This is a genomic window from Tamlana crocina (assembly GCF_012037625.1).
Map to the genome: position 1 here is coordinate 292,307 of NZ_JAAVJS010000001.1, position 19,275 is coordinate 311,581.

General features: G+C 37.7%; 21 protein-coding genes. 13 read left to right on the forward strand and 8 right to left on the reverse strand.

The genetic code is table 11. From position 1 onward, the window contains the following. Window positions 1-24: 24 nt before the first annotated feature. The 10 genes from metG to HC176_RS01415 all read left to right on the forward strand — a co-directional run bounded on the left by metG (window position 25) and on the right by HC176_RS01415 (window position 10,070). Window positions 25-2,091, forward strand: coding sequence for a methionine--tRNA ligase (metG, locus tag HC176_RS01370; RefSeq protein ID WP_167916387.1), 2,067 nt, complete (start codon window positions 25-27; stop codon window positions 2,089-2,091). Window positions 2,092-2,140: 49 nt separating this feature from the next. After that, complete coding sequence (locus HC176_RS01375) at window positions 2,141-2,983, forward strand: AraC family transcriptional regulator (RefSeq protein ID WP_167916388.1); 843 nt, start codon at window positions 2,141-2,143, stop codon at window positions 2,981-2,983. A 91-nt stretch (window positions 2,984-3,074) separates the two neighbouring features. Next, the gene (locus HC176_RS01380; protein WP_167916389.1) at window positions 3,075-3,242 is read left to right on the forward strand and encodes a hypothetical protein; all 168 of its coding nucleotides are present in this window, start codon (window positions 3,075-3,077) and stop codon (window positions 3,240-3,242) included. 113 nt (window positions 3,243-3,355) lie between these two features. Beyond that, on the forward strand, window positions 3,356-3,904 hold the full coding sequence (locus tag HC176_RS01385; RefSeq protein ID WP_167916390.1) for a carboxymuconolactone decarboxylase family protein: 549 nt from the start codon (window positions 3,356-3,358) through the stop codon (window positions 3,902-3,904). Window positions 3,905-3,954: 50 nt separating this feature from the next. After that, window positions 3,955-4,341 carry a hypothetical protein gene (locus HC176_RS01390; protein ID WP_167916391.1) on the forward strand — a complete coding sequence of 129 codons (387 nt, stop codon included), beginning with the start codon at window positions 3,955-3,957 and terminating at the stop codon, window positions 4,339-4,341. Window positions 4,342-4,826: 485 nt separating this feature from the next. After that, window positions 4,827-5,297 carry a lipocalin family protein gene (locus HC176_RS01395; RefSeq protein ID WP_167916392.1) on the forward strand — a complete coding sequence of 157 codons (471 nt, stop codon included), beginning with the start codon at window positions 4,827-4,829 and terminating at the stop codon, window positions 5,295-5,297. A 19-nt stretch (window positions 5,298-5,316) separates the two neighbouring features. Continuing rightward, on the forward strand, window positions 5,317-6,021 hold the full coding sequence (locus HC176_RS01400; protein ID WP_167916393.1) for a YiaD family glycine zipper/OmpA-like lipoprotein: 705 nt from the start codon (window positions 5,317-5,319) through the stop codon (window positions 6,019-6,021). A 103-nt stretch (window positions 6,022-6,124) separates the two neighbouring features. Beyond that, entirely contained in the window at window positions 6,125-6,643 is a 519-nt protein-coding gene (locus HC176_RS01405; RefSeq protein WP_167916394.1) for a ferritin, read from the forward strand. Between the two features lie 373 nt (window positions 6,644-7,016). Further along, window positions 7,017-9,134, forward strand: a complete 2,118-nt coding sequence (locus tag HC176_RS01410) for a Tex family protein (RefSeq protein ID WP_167916395.1) — start codon at window positions 7,017-7,019, stop codon at window positions 9,132-9,134. Between the two features lie 30 nt (window positions 9,135-9,164). After that, window positions 9,165-10,070: a histone deacetylase family protein gene (locus HC176_RS01415; protein WP_167916396.1), complete on the forward strand. Its 906-nt coding sequence runs from the start codon at window positions 9,165-9,167 to the stop codon at window positions 10,068-10,070. Window positions 10,071-10,233: 163 nt separating this feature from the next. On the opposite strand, the gene HC176_RS01420 is transcribed toward HC176_RS01415, so the two are convergent. The 4 genes from HC176_RS01420 to dinB all read right to left on the reverse strand — a co-directional run bounded on the left by HC176_RS01420 (window position 10,234) and on the right by dinB (window position 12,992). Next, a complete protein-coding gene (locus HC176_RS01420; protein ID WP_167916397.1) occupies window positions 10,234-10,731 on the reverse strand; it encodes a hypothetical protein in 498 nt (165 codons plus the stop codon). Between the two features lie 93 nt (window positions 10,732-10,824). After that, a complete protein-coding gene (locus HC176_RS01425; protein ID WP_167916398.1) occupies window positions 10,825-11,178 on the reverse strand; it encodes a hypothetical protein in 354 nt (117 codons plus the stop codon). A 137-nt stretch (window positions 11,179-11,315) separates the two neighbouring features. Next, on the reverse strand, window positions 11,316-11,747 hold the full coding sequence (locus HC176_RS01430; protein ID WP_167916399.1) for a tellurite resistance TerB family protein: 432 nt from the start codon (window positions 11,745-11,747) through the stop codon (window positions 11,316-11,318). A gap of 144 nt (window positions 11,748-11,891) precedes the next feature. After that, on the reverse strand, window positions 11,892-12,992 hold the full coding sequence (dinB, locus tag HC176_RS01435) for a DNA polymerase IV (protein ID WP_167916400.1): 1,101 nt from the start codon (window positions 12,990-12,992) through the stop codon (window positions 11,892-11,894). 123 nt (window positions 12,993-13,115) lie between these two features. Here dinB and HC176_RS01440 point away from each other — a divergent pair, with 123 nt between their 5' ends. Genes HC176_RS01440 through HC176_RS01450 form a run of 3 tightly spaced genes read left to right on the forward strand, consistent with a single transcriptional unit; the run spans window position 13,116 to window position 15,004 of the window. Further along, window positions 13,116-13,589, forward strand: coding sequence for a CYTH domain-containing protein (locus HC176_RS01440; RefSeq protein ID WP_167916401.1), 474 nt, complete (start codon window positions 13,116-13,118; stop codon window positions 13,587-13,589). Further along, window positions 13,586-14,128: a YciI family protein gene (locus HC176_RS01445; RefSeq protein ID WP_167916402.1), complete on the forward strand. Its 543-nt coding sequence runs from the start codon at window positions 13,586-13,588 to the stop codon at window positions 14,126-14,128. Before HC176_RS01440 ends, HC176_RS01445 begins: the two co-directional genes overlap by 4 nt. Next, window positions 14,129-15,004: an endonuclease/exonuclease/phosphatase family protein gene (locus HC176_RS01450; RefSeq protein WP_167916403.1), complete on the forward strand. Its 876-nt coding sequence runs from the start codon at window positions 14,129-14,131 to the stop codon at window positions 15,002-15,004. A 1-nt stretch (window position 15,005) separates the two neighbouring features. Here HC176_RS01450 and pbpC read toward each other — a convergent pair whose 3' ends face one another. The 4 genes from pbpC to HC176_RS01470 form a co-directional block, all read right to left on the reverse strand. Beyond that, on the reverse strand, window positions 15,006-17,357 hold the full coding sequence (pbpC, locus tag HC176_RS01455; protein WP_167916404.1) for a penicillin-binding protein 1C: 2,352 nt from the start codon (window positions 17,355-17,357) through the stop codon (window positions 15,006-15,008). Window positions 17,358-17,546: 189 nt separating this feature from the next. Further along, window positions 17,547-17,909: an endonuclease domain-containing protein gene (locus HC176_RS01460; protein ID WP_167916405.1), complete on the reverse strand. Its 363-nt coding sequence runs from the start codon at window positions 17,907-17,909 to the stop codon at window positions 17,547-17,549. Between the two features lie 218 nt (window positions 17,910-18,127). Then, window positions 18,128-18,460 (reverse strand): antibiotic biosynthesis monooxygenase family protein, encoded by a 333-nt coding sequence (locus tag HC176_RS01465; RefSeq protein ID WP_167916406.1) that lies wholly within the window; start codon window positions 18,458-18,460, stop codon window positions 18,128-18,130. Continuing rightward, entirely contained in the window at window positions 18,457-19,179 is a 723-nt protein-coding gene (locus HC176_RS01470) for a YqjF family protein (RefSeq protein WP_167916407.1), read from the reverse strand. The genes HC176_RS01465 and HC176_RS01470 overlap by 4 nt, the downstream gene beginning before the upstream one ends. Window positions 19,180-19,275: the final 96 nt, after the last annotated feature.

The window sequence follows — 19,275 nt, forward strand, 5'->3', positions numbered from 1 at the left end:
ACAATGTAATACCATTTTGAATTGATGAACAAACCAAAACGATATACCGTAACCACAGCATTGCCATACACCAACGGCCCCATTCATATTGGCCATTTAGCGGGTGTTTACGTGCCTGCCGATATTTATGTGCGCTATTTACGATTAACGGGTAACGATGTGGCCTTTATTGGCGGAAGCGACGAGCACGGCGTGCCTATCACTATCAAAGCGAAAAACGAAGGTGTGTCGCCACAGGATGTGGTGGATAAATACCACGCCATTATTAAAAAATCGTTTGAGGATTTTGGGATAACATACGATAACTATTCGCGTACTTCGGCACCAATTCATCATGAAACGGCTTCAGAATTCTTCAAAACGCTTTACGATAAAGGTGAATTTATTGAAGAAACCACCGAGCAATTGTACGACGAAAAAGCCAATCAATTTTTGGCCGACCGTTTTGTAACGGGAACTTGCCCCAAGTGTGGCAATGAAGAAGCCTACGGTGATCAGTGCGAAAGCTGCGGCACCAGTTTAAATGCCACCGATTTAATCAATCCTAAATCGGCATTAACAGGTAACGTGCCTACTTTAAAGCAAACCAAACACTGGTTTTTGCCTTTGGATAAATACGAGAATTTTTTAAAGGAATGGATTTTAAAAGGCCACAAAAAGGATTGGAAACCCAATGTTTACGGACAAGTAAAATCTTGGATTGACGACGGATTGCGCCCACGGGCCGTAACCCGCGATTTAGATTGGGGTATCCCTGTGCCGGTTGAAGGTGGTGAGGGCAAAGTGCTGTACGTTTGGTTCGATGCACCCATAGGTTATATCTCATCAACCAAAGAATGGGCCGAGCGCGAGGGTAAAGATTGGGAGCCGTACTGGAAAGATAAAGACACCAAATTGGTGCATTTTATCGGGAAAGACAATATTGTGTTCCACTGTATTATTTTCCCGGCCATGCTCAAAGCCGAAGGCAGTTACATTATGCCAGACAATGTGCCGGCCAACGAGTTTTTAAATTTGGAAGGAAACAAATTGTCTACTTCAAAAAACTGGGCGGTTTGGTTGCCCGAGTATATAAAGGAATTTCCCGGTCAGCAAGATGTGTTGCGTTATGTGTTGACCGCCAATGCACCAGAAACCAAGGATAACGATTTCACTTGGAAGGATTTCCAAGCTAGAAACAATAACGAATTGGTGGCTATTTTTGGAAATTTCATTAACCGTGTAGTGGTGCTTACCAATAAATATTATGGCGGTATTGTTCCAGAGCCTTCAGAACTCTCAAAAGTGGATGAGGAAACTTTGGCCGCTGTAAAAGCATACCCCGATGTGATTGCCAGTTCCATTGAGCGCTACCGATTTAGGGAAGCGGGTCAGGAATTAATGAACTTGGCGCGTTTGGGGAATAAATATTTAGCTGATGAAGAGCCTTGGAAAGTCATAAAAACGGATGAAGCCCGTACAAAAACCATTATGTACGTAGCACTTCAAATCGCTTCGGCGTTGGCCACGTTAAGCGAGCCGTTTTTGCCGTTCACTTCAGAAAAACTTAAAAATATACTTAATGTCACGTCGAGCGGAGTCGAGACGTCTTGGAACACCGTCAGTACGGCAGAAGTACTCCTTCCCGCGGGTCACCAAATCAATAAAGCCGAATTGTTGTTTTCCAAAATAGAAGACGAAACCATCCAAAAGCAATTGGATAAATTGGAAGCCAGTAAAAAAGCGAACGAAGCAGCAAACAAAGCGGTTGAACCACAAAAAGATACCATCACTTTTGAAGATTTTACAAAACTGGATATTCGTGTGGGCACTATTTTAGAAGCCGAAAAAATGCCAAAAGCTAAAAAGCTATTGGTGTTAAAGGTCGATACAGGTATTGATGTGCGCACCATTGTTTCGGGCATTGCCGAAAGCTTCACACCCGAAGAAGTGGTCGGTAAACAAGTTACTGTTTTAGTGAACTTAGCACCGAGAAAATTACGCGGTGTTGAAAGTGAGGGCATGATTTTAATGACCGAAAGCGCCGATGGAAAATTGGTTTTTGTTAATCCGAGTGATGCCAAAGTGCCTAATGGTTTACAGGTGAGTTAAGATTAAAGTAATTATGTAATGTTTGAGCAAGACATGAGACTTAAAGTCTATGCAAAAAATATTCACAGAGTTTTCTACCAATGCCATTTTAAAAATCGGGGACGAAGCACTGCTTGAATCTCATGAAACGGCCAAACAGCCAAGCTTATATACGTTTATAAGGAGTACCGATAATCCTCTTGAAATAATTGTAGATAGTATACCCTATTCTATTAAACCAAATAGTGTTTTGGCACTAACAACGGTTCAATATTTCAAGTTGATCTCGGGAAGTGGACTTTTGGTTTACCAATTTAACAGGGAGTTTTATTGCATAAAAGACCATGATCATGAAGTGAGTTGTGCCGGTTTGTTGTTTTTTGGCAATGTGCACATTCCGATTATTCAATTAGAAAACAAAGAGCAAAATAAACTAAATACATTACACGATGTTTTCTTGGAAGAATTAAACACTAAAGATACTATCCAGGCAGAGATGTTGAGAATGCTTATGGCAAGATTCATAATTATAGTCACGCGTCTCTTAAAAGCTGATCAAGATGTTTTGCATGTATCAAAAAACACCAAGATGGATTTATTGCGCGATTTTAATTTACTCGTAGAAGAGAACTATAGAACAGCACATAATGTTTCCTTCTACGCAGAAAGACTATTTAAGTCTCCTAAAACCTTATCAAATACTTTTGCGAAATTAAACACCAGTCCGTTACAAATTATTCACGAGCGCATTATTTTAGAAGCAAAACGTTTGCTGGTTTATACAGATAAAACAGCAAAGGAAATTGCTTATGAAATTGGCTTTGATGATGCCTCTCATTTAAGCCGATTATTTAAAAAGTATACGGCGCTATCACCTTCAGATTTTAAAAAACAGCTAAGAAAAGTCAATTAGGGAAAAATTGACAATACAATGGGTAATCTCTACATTTTATAGCCTTTTCGTTTCATGCATCTTTGTACTGTAAAACAAAAACAACAAAGTCATGAATTTAAAACATACATCTATTTTCAATTTAATTGAAATCTTCAGAGGAAAAGCTACAAGTATTGTTAATACCATTTCGCCAAAAACACATTGCGAGCAGAAACACATTCACGATTTCTATTGTGATGCTGAGATGCCTTACGTGGAAACCAATAAAATGCTTTAAAGCTCAGAAAAGGAAAAATTGACAATTTTAAGGGAAAAGGTTGCATGTTTTAAAGTTTAAATAAGCTGCAACTTTGTACTATCGTTTAATAACAATAATTAAATCTAAAAATAATGAATACGTTTAATGTACCAACAAGAGAAGAAGTTAGCGAAAACGATCAGACTATTTTCGATAATTTAAACAAAGCATTAGGCTTTGTGCCAAATTTATATGCGACATACGCGCACAGCGATACTGCTTTGCAAAACTACTTGAACTTTGCTAACGCAAAAACATCACTATCGGCAAAAGAAAAAGAGGTTGTAAACCTAGCCGTAAGTGAAGTGAACAAATGTATTTACTGTTTATCAGCACATACCGCTATTGCAAAAATGAACGGATTTACCGACGATCAAATTTTAGAGATACGAGCAGGTAAAGCAACTTTTAATAATAAGTTAGATGCTCTGGCAAGGTTAGCTAAAAATATCACAGAAAAAAGAGGGGCCACAGATGCTAAAGTTCTAGAACAATTCTTTAACGCAGGATACAGTAAAGGAGGCTTGGTAGATGTTATTTCATTAGTAGGAGAGAAAACAATTTCAAATTACTTACACAGTACAACACAAGTGCCTGTCGATTTTCCTATGGCACAACCATTAGAAGCTGTAACAGCATAAAATTCAAAAAATAATCAATAACCAGAGCGAAAGCTCACAATAATTTAAAAATGAAAAAAGTAATAGCAATTTTAGTATTGGCATTAAGTTTCACTTTAAACAGTAATGCGCAAAACAACATGATGAAAGACAAAGCAGTTAAAACCATTGCTTTAGAGCAAACTCCTGGTGAGTTTACTGAAAAAGGATTAACAGTAAGTGAAGGGTCTTATGTTTTTAAAATAAGCAACCATGCTGGTGTTGATGTTGGTTTTGTTTTGGTGCCTAAAGGCAAAGATGCCAGTAAACCAGAAAACCACATTCAAACAGCTTATGTAACGAATGTAGTTAAAGACGGAAAGGTAGAAAGCTCTAAGCAAACGAATTTAACAAAAGGCGAGTATATCTATTTTTGCCCTCTAAACAAAACACCTCAATATACACTTACAGTTCATTAAGAGTTTATTTTTGGCAAAAAAAGGTTGTTCTATTAAGGATAACCTTTTTTTTTGTCAATATGCTTATGCTACCATTCTGAAATAGAAATGTGTAAAAGTAATTAGACAATCTCTTCCTGATGTTTAAAAGGTTATTATCCCTTAAAAATGGAATTGCTACCATCAATTTTCCATGCCCAAAACATTTAATGGTGTATTGTCTACGGATTTCCATTAGCCGTTAATTCTTTGTTAAATAATGTTGTGGACTCTTTCTTAATAAATAATTAAAAAAGCTCATAATCAAGGTTTTGTGAGTCTTTTTTGTTTCTGCTTTAAAAATGAACATTATTTTGTGTAGTCTATTTTGATTAATATCAACGTAGTTTATAGTAACAATCAAATAATATTGGCGCGTTTATTTATTACAACAACACTATAGGTTTTTACCAAAAGTATTAACGTAATATGGTATTTAACGGTCAAAAAGTATTAAAACTAACACAATGAAAAAATTACTTTTATTACTCGTTTCAATTAGTGTTTTGTCCTGCGGGGCATCAAAAACGGTTCGTACATCCAAAAAAGTCATTAAGGGCAATTGGGTGTTGAACAATATTAGTTATAGTGAGGCTGGCACGTATAATGTTATGCTTTTGGATGACGCCTCAAAAGCCTGTTTTGAAGGCAGTGCTTGGCAATTTGTTCCTAATAACAACACAGGGGTTTACAATATTGGCGATGTGGGTTGCCAAACCGGCGAAAGGCATTTTGTATTTACCATTGATGAGGTTAATGAAGAAACCGGACTTTACGATCTCTTATTGAAGCCCACCAACGAAAAGCACAAATCGGAAACCAACAAAGGGTTCAGACTAAGCTTAACTTCATTGTCCGAAAACATGATGCAATGGCAACAAGCCCTTATGGTAGAAGGAAGGCCCTTTACCATTACAATGAATTTCACTAAACAATAAAATGATAAAAATAAACGATATGAAAGCATTTATAAACAAAACATCCATTTTCATGTTAGTAGCTGTTTTGGCTATTAGTTTCACTAATTGTAAAGCGGTACAGAATGCCAACAATAAGCAAAAAGGTGCCGTAATCGGAGCGACTGGTGGCGCTATTTTAGGAGCTATTATTGGTAACAATGTTGGTAAAGGCGGTAATGGTGAGCTGGGTGCCGTAATTGGTGGTGTTGTTGGTGGAACTGCGGGCGTACTTATCGGAAACAAAATGGATAAACAAGCACAAAAAATTGAGGAGGAAATCCCCGGAGCCGAAGTAGAACGTGTTGACGATGGTATTGTGGTGACCTTTGATGAAAGTAGTGGGGTGTATTTTGACACGAACAAATACAGTATTAATTCAGCATCACAAGCTACCTTAAACAAGCTTATTGGCGTGTTTAAGGAATATCCAGATACGAATATTTTAGTGGTTGGGCACACCGATAGCCAAGGTGCAGAAGAATATAACATGACATTATCGAAAAACCGAGCTTATGCCGTAACCAATTATTTGTCGAATAACGGCATTAGCAGCGGTAGGTTAACCACTAACTGGTTTGGTGAAACCCAGCCCATGCACGATAATTCTACTGCAGAGGGTAGAGCTAAAAACCGTCGTGTAAATGTGGCGATTTTACCTAATGAAAAAATGATTGAAGAAGCTAAAGATCAAGTAGGAAAATAGGGATTTTTTTGATTGATTTTTAAAAGGGGGCGCTCGGTAAAGAGCGTCCCTTTTATTTTAAATAAACGCGCTAATTCAGTAACTTTACGTAAAAACGAGAATTATGTTATCAAAATCAATAGAAAAAGAGCTCAATAATCAAATCAAGATAGAGGCCGAATCATCTCAGATATATTTGGCCATGGCCTGTTGGGCAGAAGTTAAAGGCCTAGAAGGTGTTGCTGGTTTTATGTATAGCCAGTCGAATGAAGAACGCGATCACATGTTAAAACTCATTAAATATGTTAATGAGCGCGGTGGCCATGCTCATGTTTCTGCACTAGCGGCGCCAAATGTTACGTTCAACTCATTTAAGGAAATGTTTGAAGAACTCTACAAGCACGAAGTGTTTGTTTCCGAAAGTATCAACGAATTGGTGCATATCAGCTTACAGGAAAAAGATTATTCAACACACAACTTTTTACAGTGGTACGTCTCCGAACAAATCGAGGAAGAAGCCATGGCACGTACCATTTTAGACAAAATTAATCTGATTGGTGATGATAAAGGAGGGCTCTATTTGTTCGATAGGGATATTGAAAATCTGACCGTTAGCACGGCCGCTCAACAAAGCCCAGAGTAAATTTTAACATAAAATCTTATTTAGATTAATTAAAAACAAGTTATATTTGCGCAGTTTTTATTTTCTAATAACTGCATGGGAAAAAAGAAAAGAGAGAAAAAGCAGCAAAAAAAAGCCTTAAAAACCTTGCATGAAGCAGGTTTAATTAATGCCAAAAAAGTGAAAAGCAAATGCTGCGAAAAATATAAAAAAGGAGAAAACAAACGTTGTGGCAAATGCCCATGTTTCGATTTGCTTAAGAAAGTAGCCTAAATAAACGGTATATTGCCAAATTTGGCATTTCCGTTTTAAATATAAAATCAGACCTGTTGGGGTTTACTCCTGCAGGTCTTTTTATTTACATTTGTTTTGAATTTTATACGTCCGCACTAGCATGATTACATATATCACCCAACATACCCAATTGCCCAAAATTGCCGTCCAAAACACAATCAACTTATTAAACGATGCATGTACCGTTCCGTTTATTTCGCGTTACAGAAAGGAAGCCACCGGAAATTTAGATGAGGTTCAAATAGGTGAAATAGTAAAATATAAGGAGCTGTTTGAAGCTTTGGAAAAGCGAAAGGCTACCATACTGAAAGCTTTGGAAGAGCAGGAGGTGTTATCCTCAGAACTGAAGCAGAAAATTGAAACAGTCAAAGATTTAACCACGCTCGAAGATTTATATCTGCCGTACAAAAAAAGTAGAAAAACAAAAGCTGAAAAAGCGCGACAAAACGGCTTGGAACCCTTGGCAAAAATCATTATGGCACAAAATGCTAACGATGTGGAGTCGATAGCTATTAAGTATGTAAAAGGAGCCATTAATTCGGTGGATGATGCTTTAGAGGGCGCCCGACATATTATTGCAGAATGGGTAAACGAGCGCACCGATATTCGTAATAATATTCGATATCAGCTTGAACGTTTTGCTACCATTTCCACAAAAGTGGTAAAAACGAAAAGTAGTGATGAAGCCGCACAAAAATTTAAAGATTATTTTGATTGGGAAGAAAATTTAAGTCGAATTCCATCACACCGCTTATTGGCTATTTTACGAGCCGAAAAAGAAGGTTTTATCCGAGTAAAAATTGAAATTGATGACGAACGGGCTTTAAACAAAATTGAAAGTCGGATTATAAAAAGTAACAACGATTGCGCCCAACAAATTGAGCAAGCCATAAAAGATGCTTACAAAAGGTTGTTGCTGCCATCATTAAGCAATGAAGCCTTACAAGTCGCAAAAGAAAAAGCTGATGATGCGGCTATTTCGGTTTTTGCCAAAAACTTAAAACAATTGCTGTTGGGCTCGCCGTTGGGCGAAAAACGGGTATTGGCCATAGATCCCGGTTTCCGTACGGGCTGTAAGGTAGTGTGCCTCGATGCCCAAGGGCAATTAAAATATAACGAAACCATTTATCCGCATGCGCCAAAAAATGACAGTTTAGGTGCGATGAAAAAAATCAGTTCGTTGGCTGATGCCTATAAAATTGAGGCCATTGCTATTGGTAATGGTACGGCATCGCGCGAAACGGAAGCCTTAATTAGAAAAATACGTTTCAAAAACGATATTCAAGTATTTGTAGTGAGCGAGGCGGGAGCCAGTATTTATTCAGCATCAAAAATTGCCCGAGAGGAGTTTCCCAATTACGATGTAACGGTTCGTGGAGCAGTTTCCATTGGCCGCCGATTGCAAGACCCGTTGGCCGAACTCGTAAAAATTGATGCGAAATCCATAGGTGTGGGCCAATACCAACATGATGTCGATCAAAGTAAGCTTCAAAAAGCTCTGGAATCCGTGGTTGAAAACTGCGTAAATGCCGTTGGTGTAAACATTAATACGGCAAGTAAAAGTTTGCTGAGTTATGTGTCTGGAATTGGTCCTAAATTAGCAGAAAACATCTTGAATTACAGAAGCGAAAACGGCGCATTTCCATCGAGAAATGCCATTAAAAAAGTACCACGATTGGGCGATAAAGCTTTCGAACAGGCAGCCGCTTTTTTAAGGATAAAGGATGCAGAGAATCCTTTAGACGATTCGGCAGTACACCCCGAAAGCTATGGTTTGGTTGAAAACATGGCCAAAGATTTAGGAAAGTCTGTTCAAGACTTGATTGGCAATAAAGAATTGCTTCAAAACATCAATTTAAAAAACTATTGCACCGATTCGGTAGGTTTGCCAACACTGCAGGATATTGTAAAAGAATTGGAAAAACCAGGTCTCGATATCCGTGAGCAGGCCAAGGTGTTTACTTTCAATCAAAATGTAAAAACCATAAACGACTTACACGAGGGACAATTGCTTCCCGGAATAGTTAATAATATTACCAATTTTGGATGTTTTGTGGACGTGGGTATCAAGGAAAGTGGTTTAATTCACGTTTCCAACCTGTCGGATGGTTTTGTAAAAGATGTTAACGAGCATGTGCATTTACACCAACAGGTTATTGTAAAAGTGTTGGATGTTGATATTCCGCGAAAGCGCATTCAATTGAAGTTGCATAAATAGGCTTAGTATTTTTCGTTTGTAGTTCAAGCTATGTTAAAAATCGCTTACCATCCCATATACAATCATCCGTTGCCTAAAGGGCATCGCTTTCCCATGGCGAAATATGAATTGCTGCCCGAGCAATTGCTTTACGAGGGGACCTGTACCTGTCAAAACTTTTTTAAGCCGATACGGATGCTTGATGTGGCGCCAATTTTAAAAGTGCACGATCCTGTTTATTTTTACGATTTGCTCAATTTAACCTTAAGTCAGCGAGCAGCTCGAAAAATAGGGTTTCCGTTAAGCGAAATGTTGATTGAGCGTGAAATAATAATTGCCGACGGTACTATTAAAGCCAGTAAATATGCTCTAAAATATGGTGTAGCCATGAATGTGGCTGGCGGAACACACCACGCTTATTCAAACAGAGGAGAAGCTTTTTGCATGTTTAACGATCAGGCTGTTGGTGCCCGATATCTTTTAAATGAAAAGTTGGCAGAAAAGGTGTTGATTGTTGATTTGGATGTGCACCAAGGAAATGGTACTGCCGAGATATTCCAAAATGACCCAGCTGTTTTTACGTTTTCTATGCACGGTAAAGGAAATTATCCGTTTGTGAAAGAGCAAAGTGATTTAGACATTCCTTTGGAAAATGATACCGACGACGACACCTATCTGAAGGTTTTAAAGTCGACCTTACCAAAGCTTATTGAAGAGCAAAAACCAGACTTTATTTATTATTTGAGTGGTGTTGATGTGGTGGCTTCTGATAAGTTAGGGAAACTGGCCATGACTATTGATGGCTGTAAAGAACGCGACCGTTTTGTACTTCAAACCTGTAAAGATAGAGCTATTCCCGTGATGTGCTCGATGGGTGGCGGCTACTCGCCCGATATAAAAACCATTGTTGATGCTCATGCCAATACCTTTCGGCTGGCTCAGGATATTTTCTTTTGAACGGTAAAATGATGAAATGGGCTAACCCCAAAACCTGACGGACCGCCACTGTATGAAACATTACTTCAAGGCTATCCATTACTCAAGAAATTTGCGTTTCAAAACAATTTGTCAGCTTTACTTTTGGTTGGGCTAAGGGGCAGCCCATGTGGAATTTACGCAGTTACGATGCTTTTTTTATAAGCTCTCTTTTTGCTACGGCTTGGTTTATAAGTTCGTGCCACTTTTCAATGCGTTGCATCTCAAAATCTTCGGTGACGTCCAAATCAACATCAAAGAACTGTATAAAAAGCGGTTGTAGTGATGCTTGTTTGTATTTCAACTCTAAGCCTAAACTTTTTAAATGGCTTTTATGGTCTTTGCTTGCAGCATATTCTTTAATAACCTTACAACTCGCTATTTCGTTGAGGTTTGTTTCAAAAATCTGAGGCACATCGTCTTTTATTTGTGCGACCGTTAGCACGTTGTTTTCGGTAATGCCAATGAAGTTTTTACGCCAAAATTCTTGTGCCGTATAATTATGGTTTTCAGATTTTGAAAAGGACTTGACCAGTTGTTTTATTTTAGAAGTATGTTTTGAACTGTTATAAATAAAAAGAAAAAAGGGTACGAATACGCAAAGCACTAAAAGTGCAGAAATAATAATTAATGAAGTTTTCATCTTGTATGTTTTAATTTGATTTTTAGGAATACAAAAAATGTCGTTACAGGTTTTGTAACGATAAATTTGAAGGGCAGTTAAAAAATCAAAGGGTTACAAGAAGGAGTGGAATGGAAAAATTAATGCCTTTAATGAGAGGCCCGGTGCAATAAAACTAGATGTTTTTATATAGTTTTTTAGCGAGCTTAGTAAAATGCCGTTGATTACACTGTGGTACGCAAATGGGTGTTCAACAAGATTCTCTTGGACATCCTTTAGGTTTAAAACATGCTCAAAAGTATTTTCTGGTGCAATACCAAATGCGTTGTGCAGTCTGTAGTTTTGAACCTCGTGTTTTTGCGGAGCGTGTTCGGTTTGACCAAAATCAAGCTGCTCTTCAAAACGATTGAAATGAAGAGAAAGAAAACTGATAACAACAGCTAAAAATATGTGGCTAAACTTCAGCATGATAAATTGTAAGCGCCCACAAAAGTACTAATAAAAGCTGTTAAAAAAATCACAAAAGCTGGTGGCTGTTTTTTTTGAAATAAAAAAAGCGCTCAATAAATTGGGCGCCTTGTTTTATATTTTGCTATAAAATCGAATTACCGATTCATGTTTCTTATTTCTTCGATGAAGGTGTCTAAATCTACCCCATTTTTAATTAAGGTTAAGGCTTTATCTACAATGTACTTTACGTTTTCAGGATGAAATCCTAAACCGATACATATCTTTTTCAATAGAACATGCTCGGGGTCGCCTTTAATATTGTCTACATGAACCATACGTGCCAAATCGTACAAACGCTCTAAGCGTCTATCGTAAGATGCTGGTGGGTTAATTGGGTGCGATTTATAGTTTTTCAAGATTAAATTGAAGTCTTCTTGGCTAATGTCCAAGTTACGGGCTGTTCTTTCTAAAAACGCTTGCTCTTCTGGTGTGATGATGCCATCATCCATAGCTACGCGTACAATAGCAGCAAAATGGCTTTCGTTACGCTTTTTAAATCCACTGTCAAATAAATCTGAAAACGACATAAATCTCATGTTTTAATAATGCTGCAAACGTACATATTTTTTTAACAATATAAATCTAAAAACTTTATTTTTTTGAGGTTTGTAACCGTTGGAAAAGAGTTGTGCAGGCGGATCAAAGCAGGTGATGTTATTCTTATGCCATCATTAAAAGTCGAACTTTAATTGGGCGCTAACCGTTTTTTGTACTTGAGGGCTTTTTGTGTTTTGGGTATTTAAATTGGAGAGACTAATGCCCAACAAGCGCACAGAGTTTTTTAGTTGTTCTTGGTACAATAGGGTTTTGGCGGTTTCTAAAATGATGCTTTTATCGCTTATAAAATAGGGTAAAGTTTTGCTGCGCGTTTGCAGGGTAAAATCGCTGTACTTTATTTTTAGGGTAACTGTTTTTCCTGCCACTTGACTTTTGCTGAGCCTTTTTGATACTTCTTCGGCGATATGCTCTAATTTTTCAATCATAAACACCTCGCTCGACAGGTTTTCAGAAAATGTGCGTTCGGCAGCTAAACTTTTCCTAATCCGGTTGGGCTTCACTGGGCTATGATGAATGCCGCGAACAATATTATAATAGTATTGGCCTGATTTTCCGAAGTGTTGCTCGAGGTATTCTAGGGGCTTCAGCTTTAAATCCAATCCTGTAAAAATGCCTTTTTGGTACATTTTTTCTGCCGTTACTTTTCCAACGCCATAAAACTTTCTAATATCCAAAGCTTCCAAAAATGGAATGACTTCTTCAGGATTCACGGTTTTTTGTCCGTTGGGCTTGTTGTAATCGCTGGCCACTTTAGCAATAAATTTATTTATGGAAATGCCTGCCGAAGCCGTAAGCCCCACCTCATTTAAAATGCGTTCTCTAATTTCTTGTGCAATAAGCGATGCGCTGGGGTTGCCCTTTTTGTTTTCGGAAACATCGAGGTAGGCTTCATCGAGCGATAATGGTTCTACCAAATCGGTATAATCGAAAAAAATGAGTCTTATTTTTTTCGATATTTCGGAGTAACGCTCAAATCGCGGACGCACAAAAATTAATTCTGGGCAAAGTTTGGCGGCCAGCGTTCCGGCCATGGCACTTTTTACGCCAAAGGTTCTCGCTTCGTAGCTTGCAGCGCTTACCACACCACGTTTGCCGCCACCACCAACGGCAATGGGTTTGCCCTTTAGTTCGGGGTTGTCCATTTGTTCCACCGAGGCGTAAAAGGCGTCCATATCCACATGGATGATTTTTCGTGTTGGGAATTCAGGCTGCATGTAGCAAAATTATGGTAATTTTGGGTGAACAAACATCAAATTAAAAATTTCAAAAGACTAAATTCCAAAGCCATCCAACGAAATTTGTTTTTTGGAATTCGAAATTTAGAACTTTCAATAGCAATGATAGAAATAGAACGTAAATTTTTGGTGATATCTGATGATTTTAAATCGGAAGCCTTCAAAAAAACAAGACTAGTTCAAGGGTATTTAAACTCGCATAAAGAACGGGCGGTGCGTGTAAGGCTTAAGGGAGATGCTGGGTTTTTAACGGTAAAAGGGCCTTCGTCAAAAAATGGATTGTCTCGTTTTGAATGGGAAAGGGAAATAAGTGCCCTCGACGCTAAAGAATTGTTAAATCTCTGCGAATCGGGCATCATCGACAAAATACGTTATGAAGTAAAGCTTAAAAACCATATTTTTGAGATAGATGAGTTTTTTGGCGATAATGAAGGATTGATTGTTGCCGAGGTAGAGCTAAAAGACGAAAACGAAGTTTTTGAAAAACCAAAATGGTTGGGCGAAGAAGTTACCGGTAACCCAAAATACTACAATTCGCAATTGAGCAAACAACCATATAAAACGTGGGAATCATGAATAGATTTTTTATCATTTTAATAACGGTGACTTTGTTTTTTAGTTGCAAAGATGAACCGAAAGGGGAGCCTGAAATCACACCTGAAACAGTTGAAGAGGTTAAGGACTCAATCGATTTGTCGGAAGAAAATGCAAACCTCAAACCAGAAAAATCCATCAAACAAATAAAAAAAGAACTCACCGAAAAAGGTTTTAAAACGTTCGATTACGTTGACGAAAGCACCCAAGATACCATTTTAATGCAGCAGTATTTTATGGCGTTTTTAAAGATGGGACCTATTCGAGGACAAAATGAAGAAGAATCGGCACATCTGCAAGAACAACATTTGGAACATCTGCAAAAGATGTATGATTTGGGTTATGCTGATATTTCTGGTCCGTTTGGAGACGACGGCGATATTCGTGGTGTGACCATTTACAACGTACCCACCTTGAAAATGGCCGACAGTTTAGCCAATGCTGACCCCATGGTAAAAGCGGGCCGATTGGAAATTGAAATTCACCCTTGGTGGGCGGCAAAAGGTTATCCGTTGCGGTAAATGGTTATAAAAATTATAAAAGGCATTTATTTGCTTTTCAATATCCTGGCCATCTCGGCCTTACTGGCCATTCATTTTGTGTTTAAGGAAAATAGTTATGGCAGTTCGCTACTTTACTACACATTTCCGTTGCCCGTTATCATTTTCATTGTGGTGGCGCTTTCTGTTTTTTTAGGAAGGTTGAGCAAATATAACCTTGTTTTAGCCGTAGCTTTATTGATGCTTTGGTTGGGCAGAAGTTATAAAATTAATATTCCTAAAGCTATTTCTGAAGACGATGTTGAAATCGTGTTTTGGAACGCTTCCCGAGAGAATGGCTTTAATCAAGCATTCAAATTGAATGAAGGTTTACCTGATATTATGGTTTTAACTGAAACCACGAGTTTGGATGTTGAAACCTTGCAAAAGCAACATCCAGGCGCTTATTTTTATAAGTCGGATACCGATATGGTGGTGTATTCAAAAACACCAATTGAAGTCCAGAGGGAAACGGTTTCAAAATACCATACATACATGCTGTTTTTTAATAGCTCCGGCATCGATTTTTGTGCGGTTGATGTTCAGGGCAGTACCGATGTGCCGAGATCTTGGGAGTTGGGTTTTGTAAACGAAAATGTTAAAATTGAACCCAAAACCGTCATTTTGGGTGATTTCAATATTCCTTACGAATCTAAATATCTCGATAGTTTAAAACGAGATTTCAACCATGCTTTTTCCGAAAAAGGCAATGGATTTAAGGAAACGTGGTTTTGGAATTTGCCATTGCTATCACTCGACCATATTTGGGTTTCAAAAGATTTAAAAATTCTAAAGGCTAAAAAATTCTACACCTTTGAAAGTGATCATAGCATGATTTCGGCTTTTGTGAGGAAGTAGATTACTCCGAAATTGTAAAATGTCGTTTAGCTTCATTGCCGAATTCGTCTACCACAGTAATTACGTGTTTGCCTTGTTTGAGGATAATGGCGAGTTCGTGGATGTCTTTGGTGCTTTCTATATAATTATCATCAACATACCAAAACACAGTGGTTTCAGGTTTTGAATGGGCGATTTGAAGCACTAAATCATTGGTTGAACCATCAAAATCTTTTGGTAAAAAAATGCTGTTGTTTTCCTTCGGATAAATAAATGCCATTGAAATACTGTTTTCACCCAAACAATCACTTCTAAATTTGGGCAATGGTTTGTAAAACGGATTTTTGGTTTTGTAATAATAAGCCATTAAAGGTGGTAGCACAAACCACGATTTATGTGTGATATTGCTCGTGCTTTCGCAAGAAGAATTCACTTGAAACGTTTCAGTCTTATCCAAATGCACCAACACGTGATACGGACAAGGTTTGGTTTTTAATCCGCTAATTTGAATGAATTTGTTTTCAGTATCATCACAATTAGGTGATGCTCTATGACCACTTTTCTTACAGATAGTAACTTCTTGCATTTCATCAAAAGGTTTTGCAAACCAAGGGCTGTTTGGTAACACATCAAACACATCAAATAAAATAGGAGCTGCTGTTTGTACTCCAACCAAACGTGGTCTGCCTTCGCCATCGGCATTTCCTACCCAAACACCAACCACGTAATCTGTTGTTGTGCCAATGGCCCAAGCATCACGAAAGCCAAAACTGGTGCCTGTTTTCCAAGCAATTTGTTTAGAGCCATCAAAAAACTCCCAGTTTTCGTCGCCTTCTGGTCGGTTTACTTCTTTTAAACTTTCGTAAGTGAGATAAATGGAGCCTGCATCAAACAATGTTTTTTCACTGGTTTTTTTTCCGAAGTCAACCGTTTCCGAAGCTAAAAATATAGGTTCACAAAATTCGTTGGAATAATATTCGCTCGACGTTTCAGAAAAATGATTTAAAGTCGAAGACAATGCTGCGTAGCTTTTGCATAAATCCCAGAGGTTGCTTTCGGCACCACCAAGAATAAGCGATAAACCGTAATGATTAGCATTGTATTTTAAATCTTTAAGCTGAAGTGTTTTTAAATAATGATGAAACCTATCCAACCCAAACTCCTGAAGCATCCTAACTGAAGGCACATTCAGCGAACGCGACAAAGCTCTACTTGCTGGTATGGCACCATCGTATGTTTTGTTGTAATTTTCGGGATTGTAACTCCCAAATTGCGTGGGTACATCAGCCACTAAAGTGTTGGGTAAAATATCACCAGCATCGAGCATTGCAGCATATAAAAATGGTTTTAAAATACTACCTGTACTTCTGGGTTTATCAATAATATCCACATCTTTTTGATGGGATTTATCGGTAGGTGTGTTTCCAACGTAAACCAAAACCTGTCTGGTTTTTACATCTAAAACCAAAACTGCAGCATTGTAAATTTCATTCTGGCTTAATTGATTGTAATGTCTTTTCACAATACGATTAACCTGCTGCTGCAATGGTGTATTGATGGTTGTTTTTATATGTTTGCCAGAATAATTTTGAGCTACCTTTTGCAACAAATGAGGTGCAATTTGTGGCAACGGATACGGTTTTTGTGGTAAACTTTCGGCAACGGATAAATTATAGGTTAACGAATCAATAATTTGATTTTGAAGTAGCTTTGCTAAAAGACGGTTGCGTTTTTTAAGTAAACGTTCCTGGTTTTTTCCTGGGTAAATTAAACTTGGCGCATTAGGTAAAACAGCTAATGTAGCACTTTCAGCCCAAGAAAGTTCGTTTGCATTTCTGTTGAAATAGCGCCACGAAGCAGCATCCAAACCAACTACGTTACCGCCAAACGGTGCATTGCTGCTGTAATAAGAGAGAATTTTATCTTTTGAAGTTCGTAACTCCAAACGTGTTGCTAGAATAATTTCAATGGCTTTTTCAAAATAGGTTCGGTTATTACCTTTTCTGGATAAACGAATCACTTGCTGCGTAATGGTGCTTCCACCACGTTTTATACCATCGGATTTTAGATTTTCGCGTAAAGCTTTAAAAATGGAAACCGGATTAAAACCAGGATGCTTGTAGAAATATTCGTCCTCAAACTGAATAATACAAGTTTTGAATTTTTCGGGAATGCTATCGTTATGCGGAAATCGCCATTGTCCGTCTTTTGCTATTTGGGCACCTAATAATTCGTCGTTTTTACTGGTTATAACTGTTGCAGTTGGGTCTTTGAAAAGTTGTTTTGGCAAACAGAAATAGTAGGCCATCAGCAATACAAAAAGTAGTGCTGATTTTATTTTGTTGTTTTTTATGTAGGTTAATATTCTGTTCATTTTACCCTTAACCCTTCCGACTTTAAACCCTTACTTGGGTTTAAAGCCACCTTCCCTTTAAAGAGAAGGAATTTAGCGTGTTTGCTAACTTGGTTTTTTTCGTTCGTTTATTTTATCCGCCATTTTATTCTCCTCCTTTGTAAGGAGGAGTGGATTCAGTTTCAGGATAGAAACTGAAGACGAGGTGGTTCATTCCTTAAAACAACTACTTATCTCTTCCAAAACCTCAGTTAAGTTTTCAAAAACCAATTTATTTTCAAATCGAATAACTTTAAATCCTAATCCTTCTAAAACCTGTGTGCGTTCGTAATCGTAGTTTTGTTGCGCAAAATTCATATGATACGCACCGTCCAGCTCGATGATTAATTTTTCCGAAGCACAGTAAAAATCCACAATGTAATTGGTGATGCTGTGTTGTCTTCTAAATTTTTTGCCTTTTAACTGTTTGCGTTGAAGTGATTTCCATAAAGTCGCTTCGGCAGGTGTTAGGCTTTTGCGTAATTCCTTTCTGCGTTCTTCTAGATGTTTATGGTTGTGTATTTTGTTTTTCATTTTTCATATTGAATTCCTAAACCCTTCCGGTTTTTAGCACTTATTTGTGCTAAAAACCACCTTCCCTTTTAAAGGGAAGGTGTTGGGCTTATTTGTCAGCTTGGTTTTAAATCATTAATTTTTGTTTTTCTCCACTAAACTATCCTCCTTGTAAGGAGGAGTGGCTTTAGTTTCAGCATATAAACTAAAGTCGAGGTGGTTCAAATAGATTCCTGCTTTCACAGGAATTCATACTCACGTTCTACTTTACAAATTTTCACATTGTACCAGTTGTACCAATCTTGTCTGCCTTTTTGTTGCGCTACTAGATGTTCGGTGTCTTGTTTCCAGTTTTTTATAGCTTCAAGACTTTCCCAATAGCTCACTGTAATTCCAACACCTGCACTTAGCGCAGTCGAAGTGTCGTTTCTTACGCTATCTATGCCTAAAAAGCCGTCTTGAGTTTTGGCAAGTGCTTCCATTTGGTTTGCCATTTCAGCATAGCCTTCAATATCTTCTTTTTGAGTTGAAGTGAAAATGACTGCGTAATAGGGTTTAGAGGTTTTATTCATAACATAAGCTTTCTTTTGTCCCAAGTTAAAACTTGAACTCCTTTAGAGTAGTGAATTCTATCAGGTTTGTTATTGATTAAGTGATTGAATTTAGGGTAATCTAGTTCTAGCTTTTTTATTGAAATAGATTCCATTGGCCATTCTACGTGATGCACATCGTACTCAATAATATGGTTTTTATAATCCTGAAAAACCGCATAACGTTCGGTTAGCCAAATATCGGTTTCATCTTTGGTAATGTGCTTGTTGTCAAAACGATATTCAGTGTAAAATGAATTGTTATAATTCTTATTTTCAGAAGTAAAGCTAAAGTCCGTTCGATTCATTTTAGAATAATAATACGGGAATTTACACATTGCCTTTAAGACCTTGCACGATGAACGTTTGCCGCCTTCCATGCTTAAAAAATAAACGCTGGGTTTGCCATTGCAAGTAATATAAACGCGTATGTTTATCTCATGAAAATCTGATATGTGTGGGACTTTAGGTAAACTTCTTACACCAATATTATTCATATTAAAAGCCACCAAACTCACCCAGGTTTTCCCATGAATCGTATCTACCGATATGCCTTTAGGTAGAAAAGGAGTTATTTGCTCTGGAGTAACTTCCCAATGTAAAAAAATGGCTTTGTTCCATTCTTGGTAAAATTTCCAAGAGCGTGAATGAACTTCAAAAGGCCTATGTATGGTATGTTTTAATATTTCATTTGCTTTCATAATATTTTTTCAGAAGCTAAAAATTTGGTTGATTTAACACTTCCAATTAACCCTTTCGTCTTTGATTTCTCTTTTGAAATCAAATCCACCTTCCCT

Excerpts from the sequence above, each read along its gene's own strand:
- HC176_RS01450 (WP_167916403.1), top strand. The coding sequence starts at position 14,129 with ATGGTTATAAAAATTATAAAAGGCATTTATTTGCTTTTCAATATCCTG.
- HC176_RS01430 (WP_167916399.1), bottom strand. The coding sequence starts at position 11,747 with ATGTCGTTTTCAGATTTATTTGACAGTGGATTTAAAAAGCGTAACGAA.
- HC176_RS01470 (WP_167916407.1), bottom strand. The coding sequence starts at position 19,179 with ATGAAAGCAAATGAAATATTAAAACATACCATACATAGGCCTTTTGAA.
- HC176_RS01380 (WP_167916389.1), top strand. The coding sequence starts at position 3,075 with ATGAATTTAAAACATACATCTATTTTCAATTTAATTGAAATCTTCAGA.
- dinB (WP_167916400.1), bottom strand. The coding sequence starts at position 12,992 with ATGCAGCCTGAATTCCCAACACGAAAAATCATCCATGTGGATATGGAC.
- HC176_RS01445 (WP_167916402.1), top strand. The coding sequence starts at position 13,586 with ATGAATAGATTTTTTATCATTTTAATAACGGTGACTTTGTTTTTTAGT.
- HC176_RS01390 (WP_167916391.1), top strand. The coding sequence starts at position 3,955 with ATGAAAAAAGTAATAGCAATTTTAGTATTGGCATTAAGTTTCACTTTA.
- HC176_RS01395 (WP_167916392.1), top strand. The coding sequence starts at position 4,827 with ATGAAAAAATTACTTTTATTACTCGTTTCAATTAGTGTTTTGTCCTGC.
- HC176_RS01385 (WP_167916390.1), top strand. The coding sequence starts at position 3,356 with ATGAATACGTTTAATGTACCAACAAGAGAAGAAGTTAGCGAAAACGAT.
- HC176_RS01415 (WP_167916396.1), top strand. The coding sequence starts at position 9,165 with ATGTTAAAAATCGCTTACCATCCCATATACAATCATCCGTTGCCTAAA.
- HC176_RS01405 (WP_167916394.1), top strand. The coding sequence starts at position 6,125 with ATGTTATCAAAATCAATAGAAAAAGAGCTCAATAATCAAATCAAGATA.
- HC176_RS01460 (WP_167916405.1), bottom strand. The coding sequence starts at position 17,909 with ATGAAAAACAAAATACACAACCATAAACATCTAGAAGAACGCAGAAAG.
- HC176_RS01440 (WP_167916401.1), top strand. The coding sequence starts at position 13,116 with ATGATAGAAATAGAACGTAAATTTTTGGTGATATCTGATGATTTTAAA.
- metG (WP_167916387.1), top strand. The coding sequence starts at position 25 with ATGAACAAACCAAAACGATATACCGTAACCACAGCATTGCCATACACC.
- HC176_RS01420 (WP_167916397.1), bottom strand. The coding sequence starts at position 10,731 with ATGAAAACTTCATTAATTATTATTTCTGCACTTTTAGTGCTTTGCGTA.
- HC176_RS01375 (WP_167916388.1), top strand. The coding sequence starts at position 2,141 with ATGCAAAAAATATTCACAGAGTTTTCTACCAATGCCATTTTAAAAATC.
- HC176_RS01425 (WP_167916398.1), bottom strand. The coding sequence starts at position 11,178 with ATGCTGAAGTTTAGCCACATATTTTTAGCTGTTGTTATCAGTTTTCTT.
- HC176_RS01465 (WP_167916406.1), bottom strand. The coding sequence starts at position 18,460 with ATGAATAAAACCTCTAAACCCTATTACGCAGTCATTTTCACTTCAACT.
- HC176_RS01410 (WP_167916395.1), top strand. The coding sequence starts at position 7,017 with ATGATTACATATATCACCCAACATACCCAATTGCCCAAAATTGCCGTC.
- pbpC (WP_167916404.1), bottom strand. The coding sequence starts at position 17,357 with ATGAACAGAATATTAACCTACATAAAAAACAACAAAATAAAATCAGCA.
- HC176_RS01400 (WP_167916393.1), top strand. The coding sequence starts at position 5,317 with ATGAAAGCATTTATAAACAAAACATCCATTTTCATGTTAGTAGCTGTT.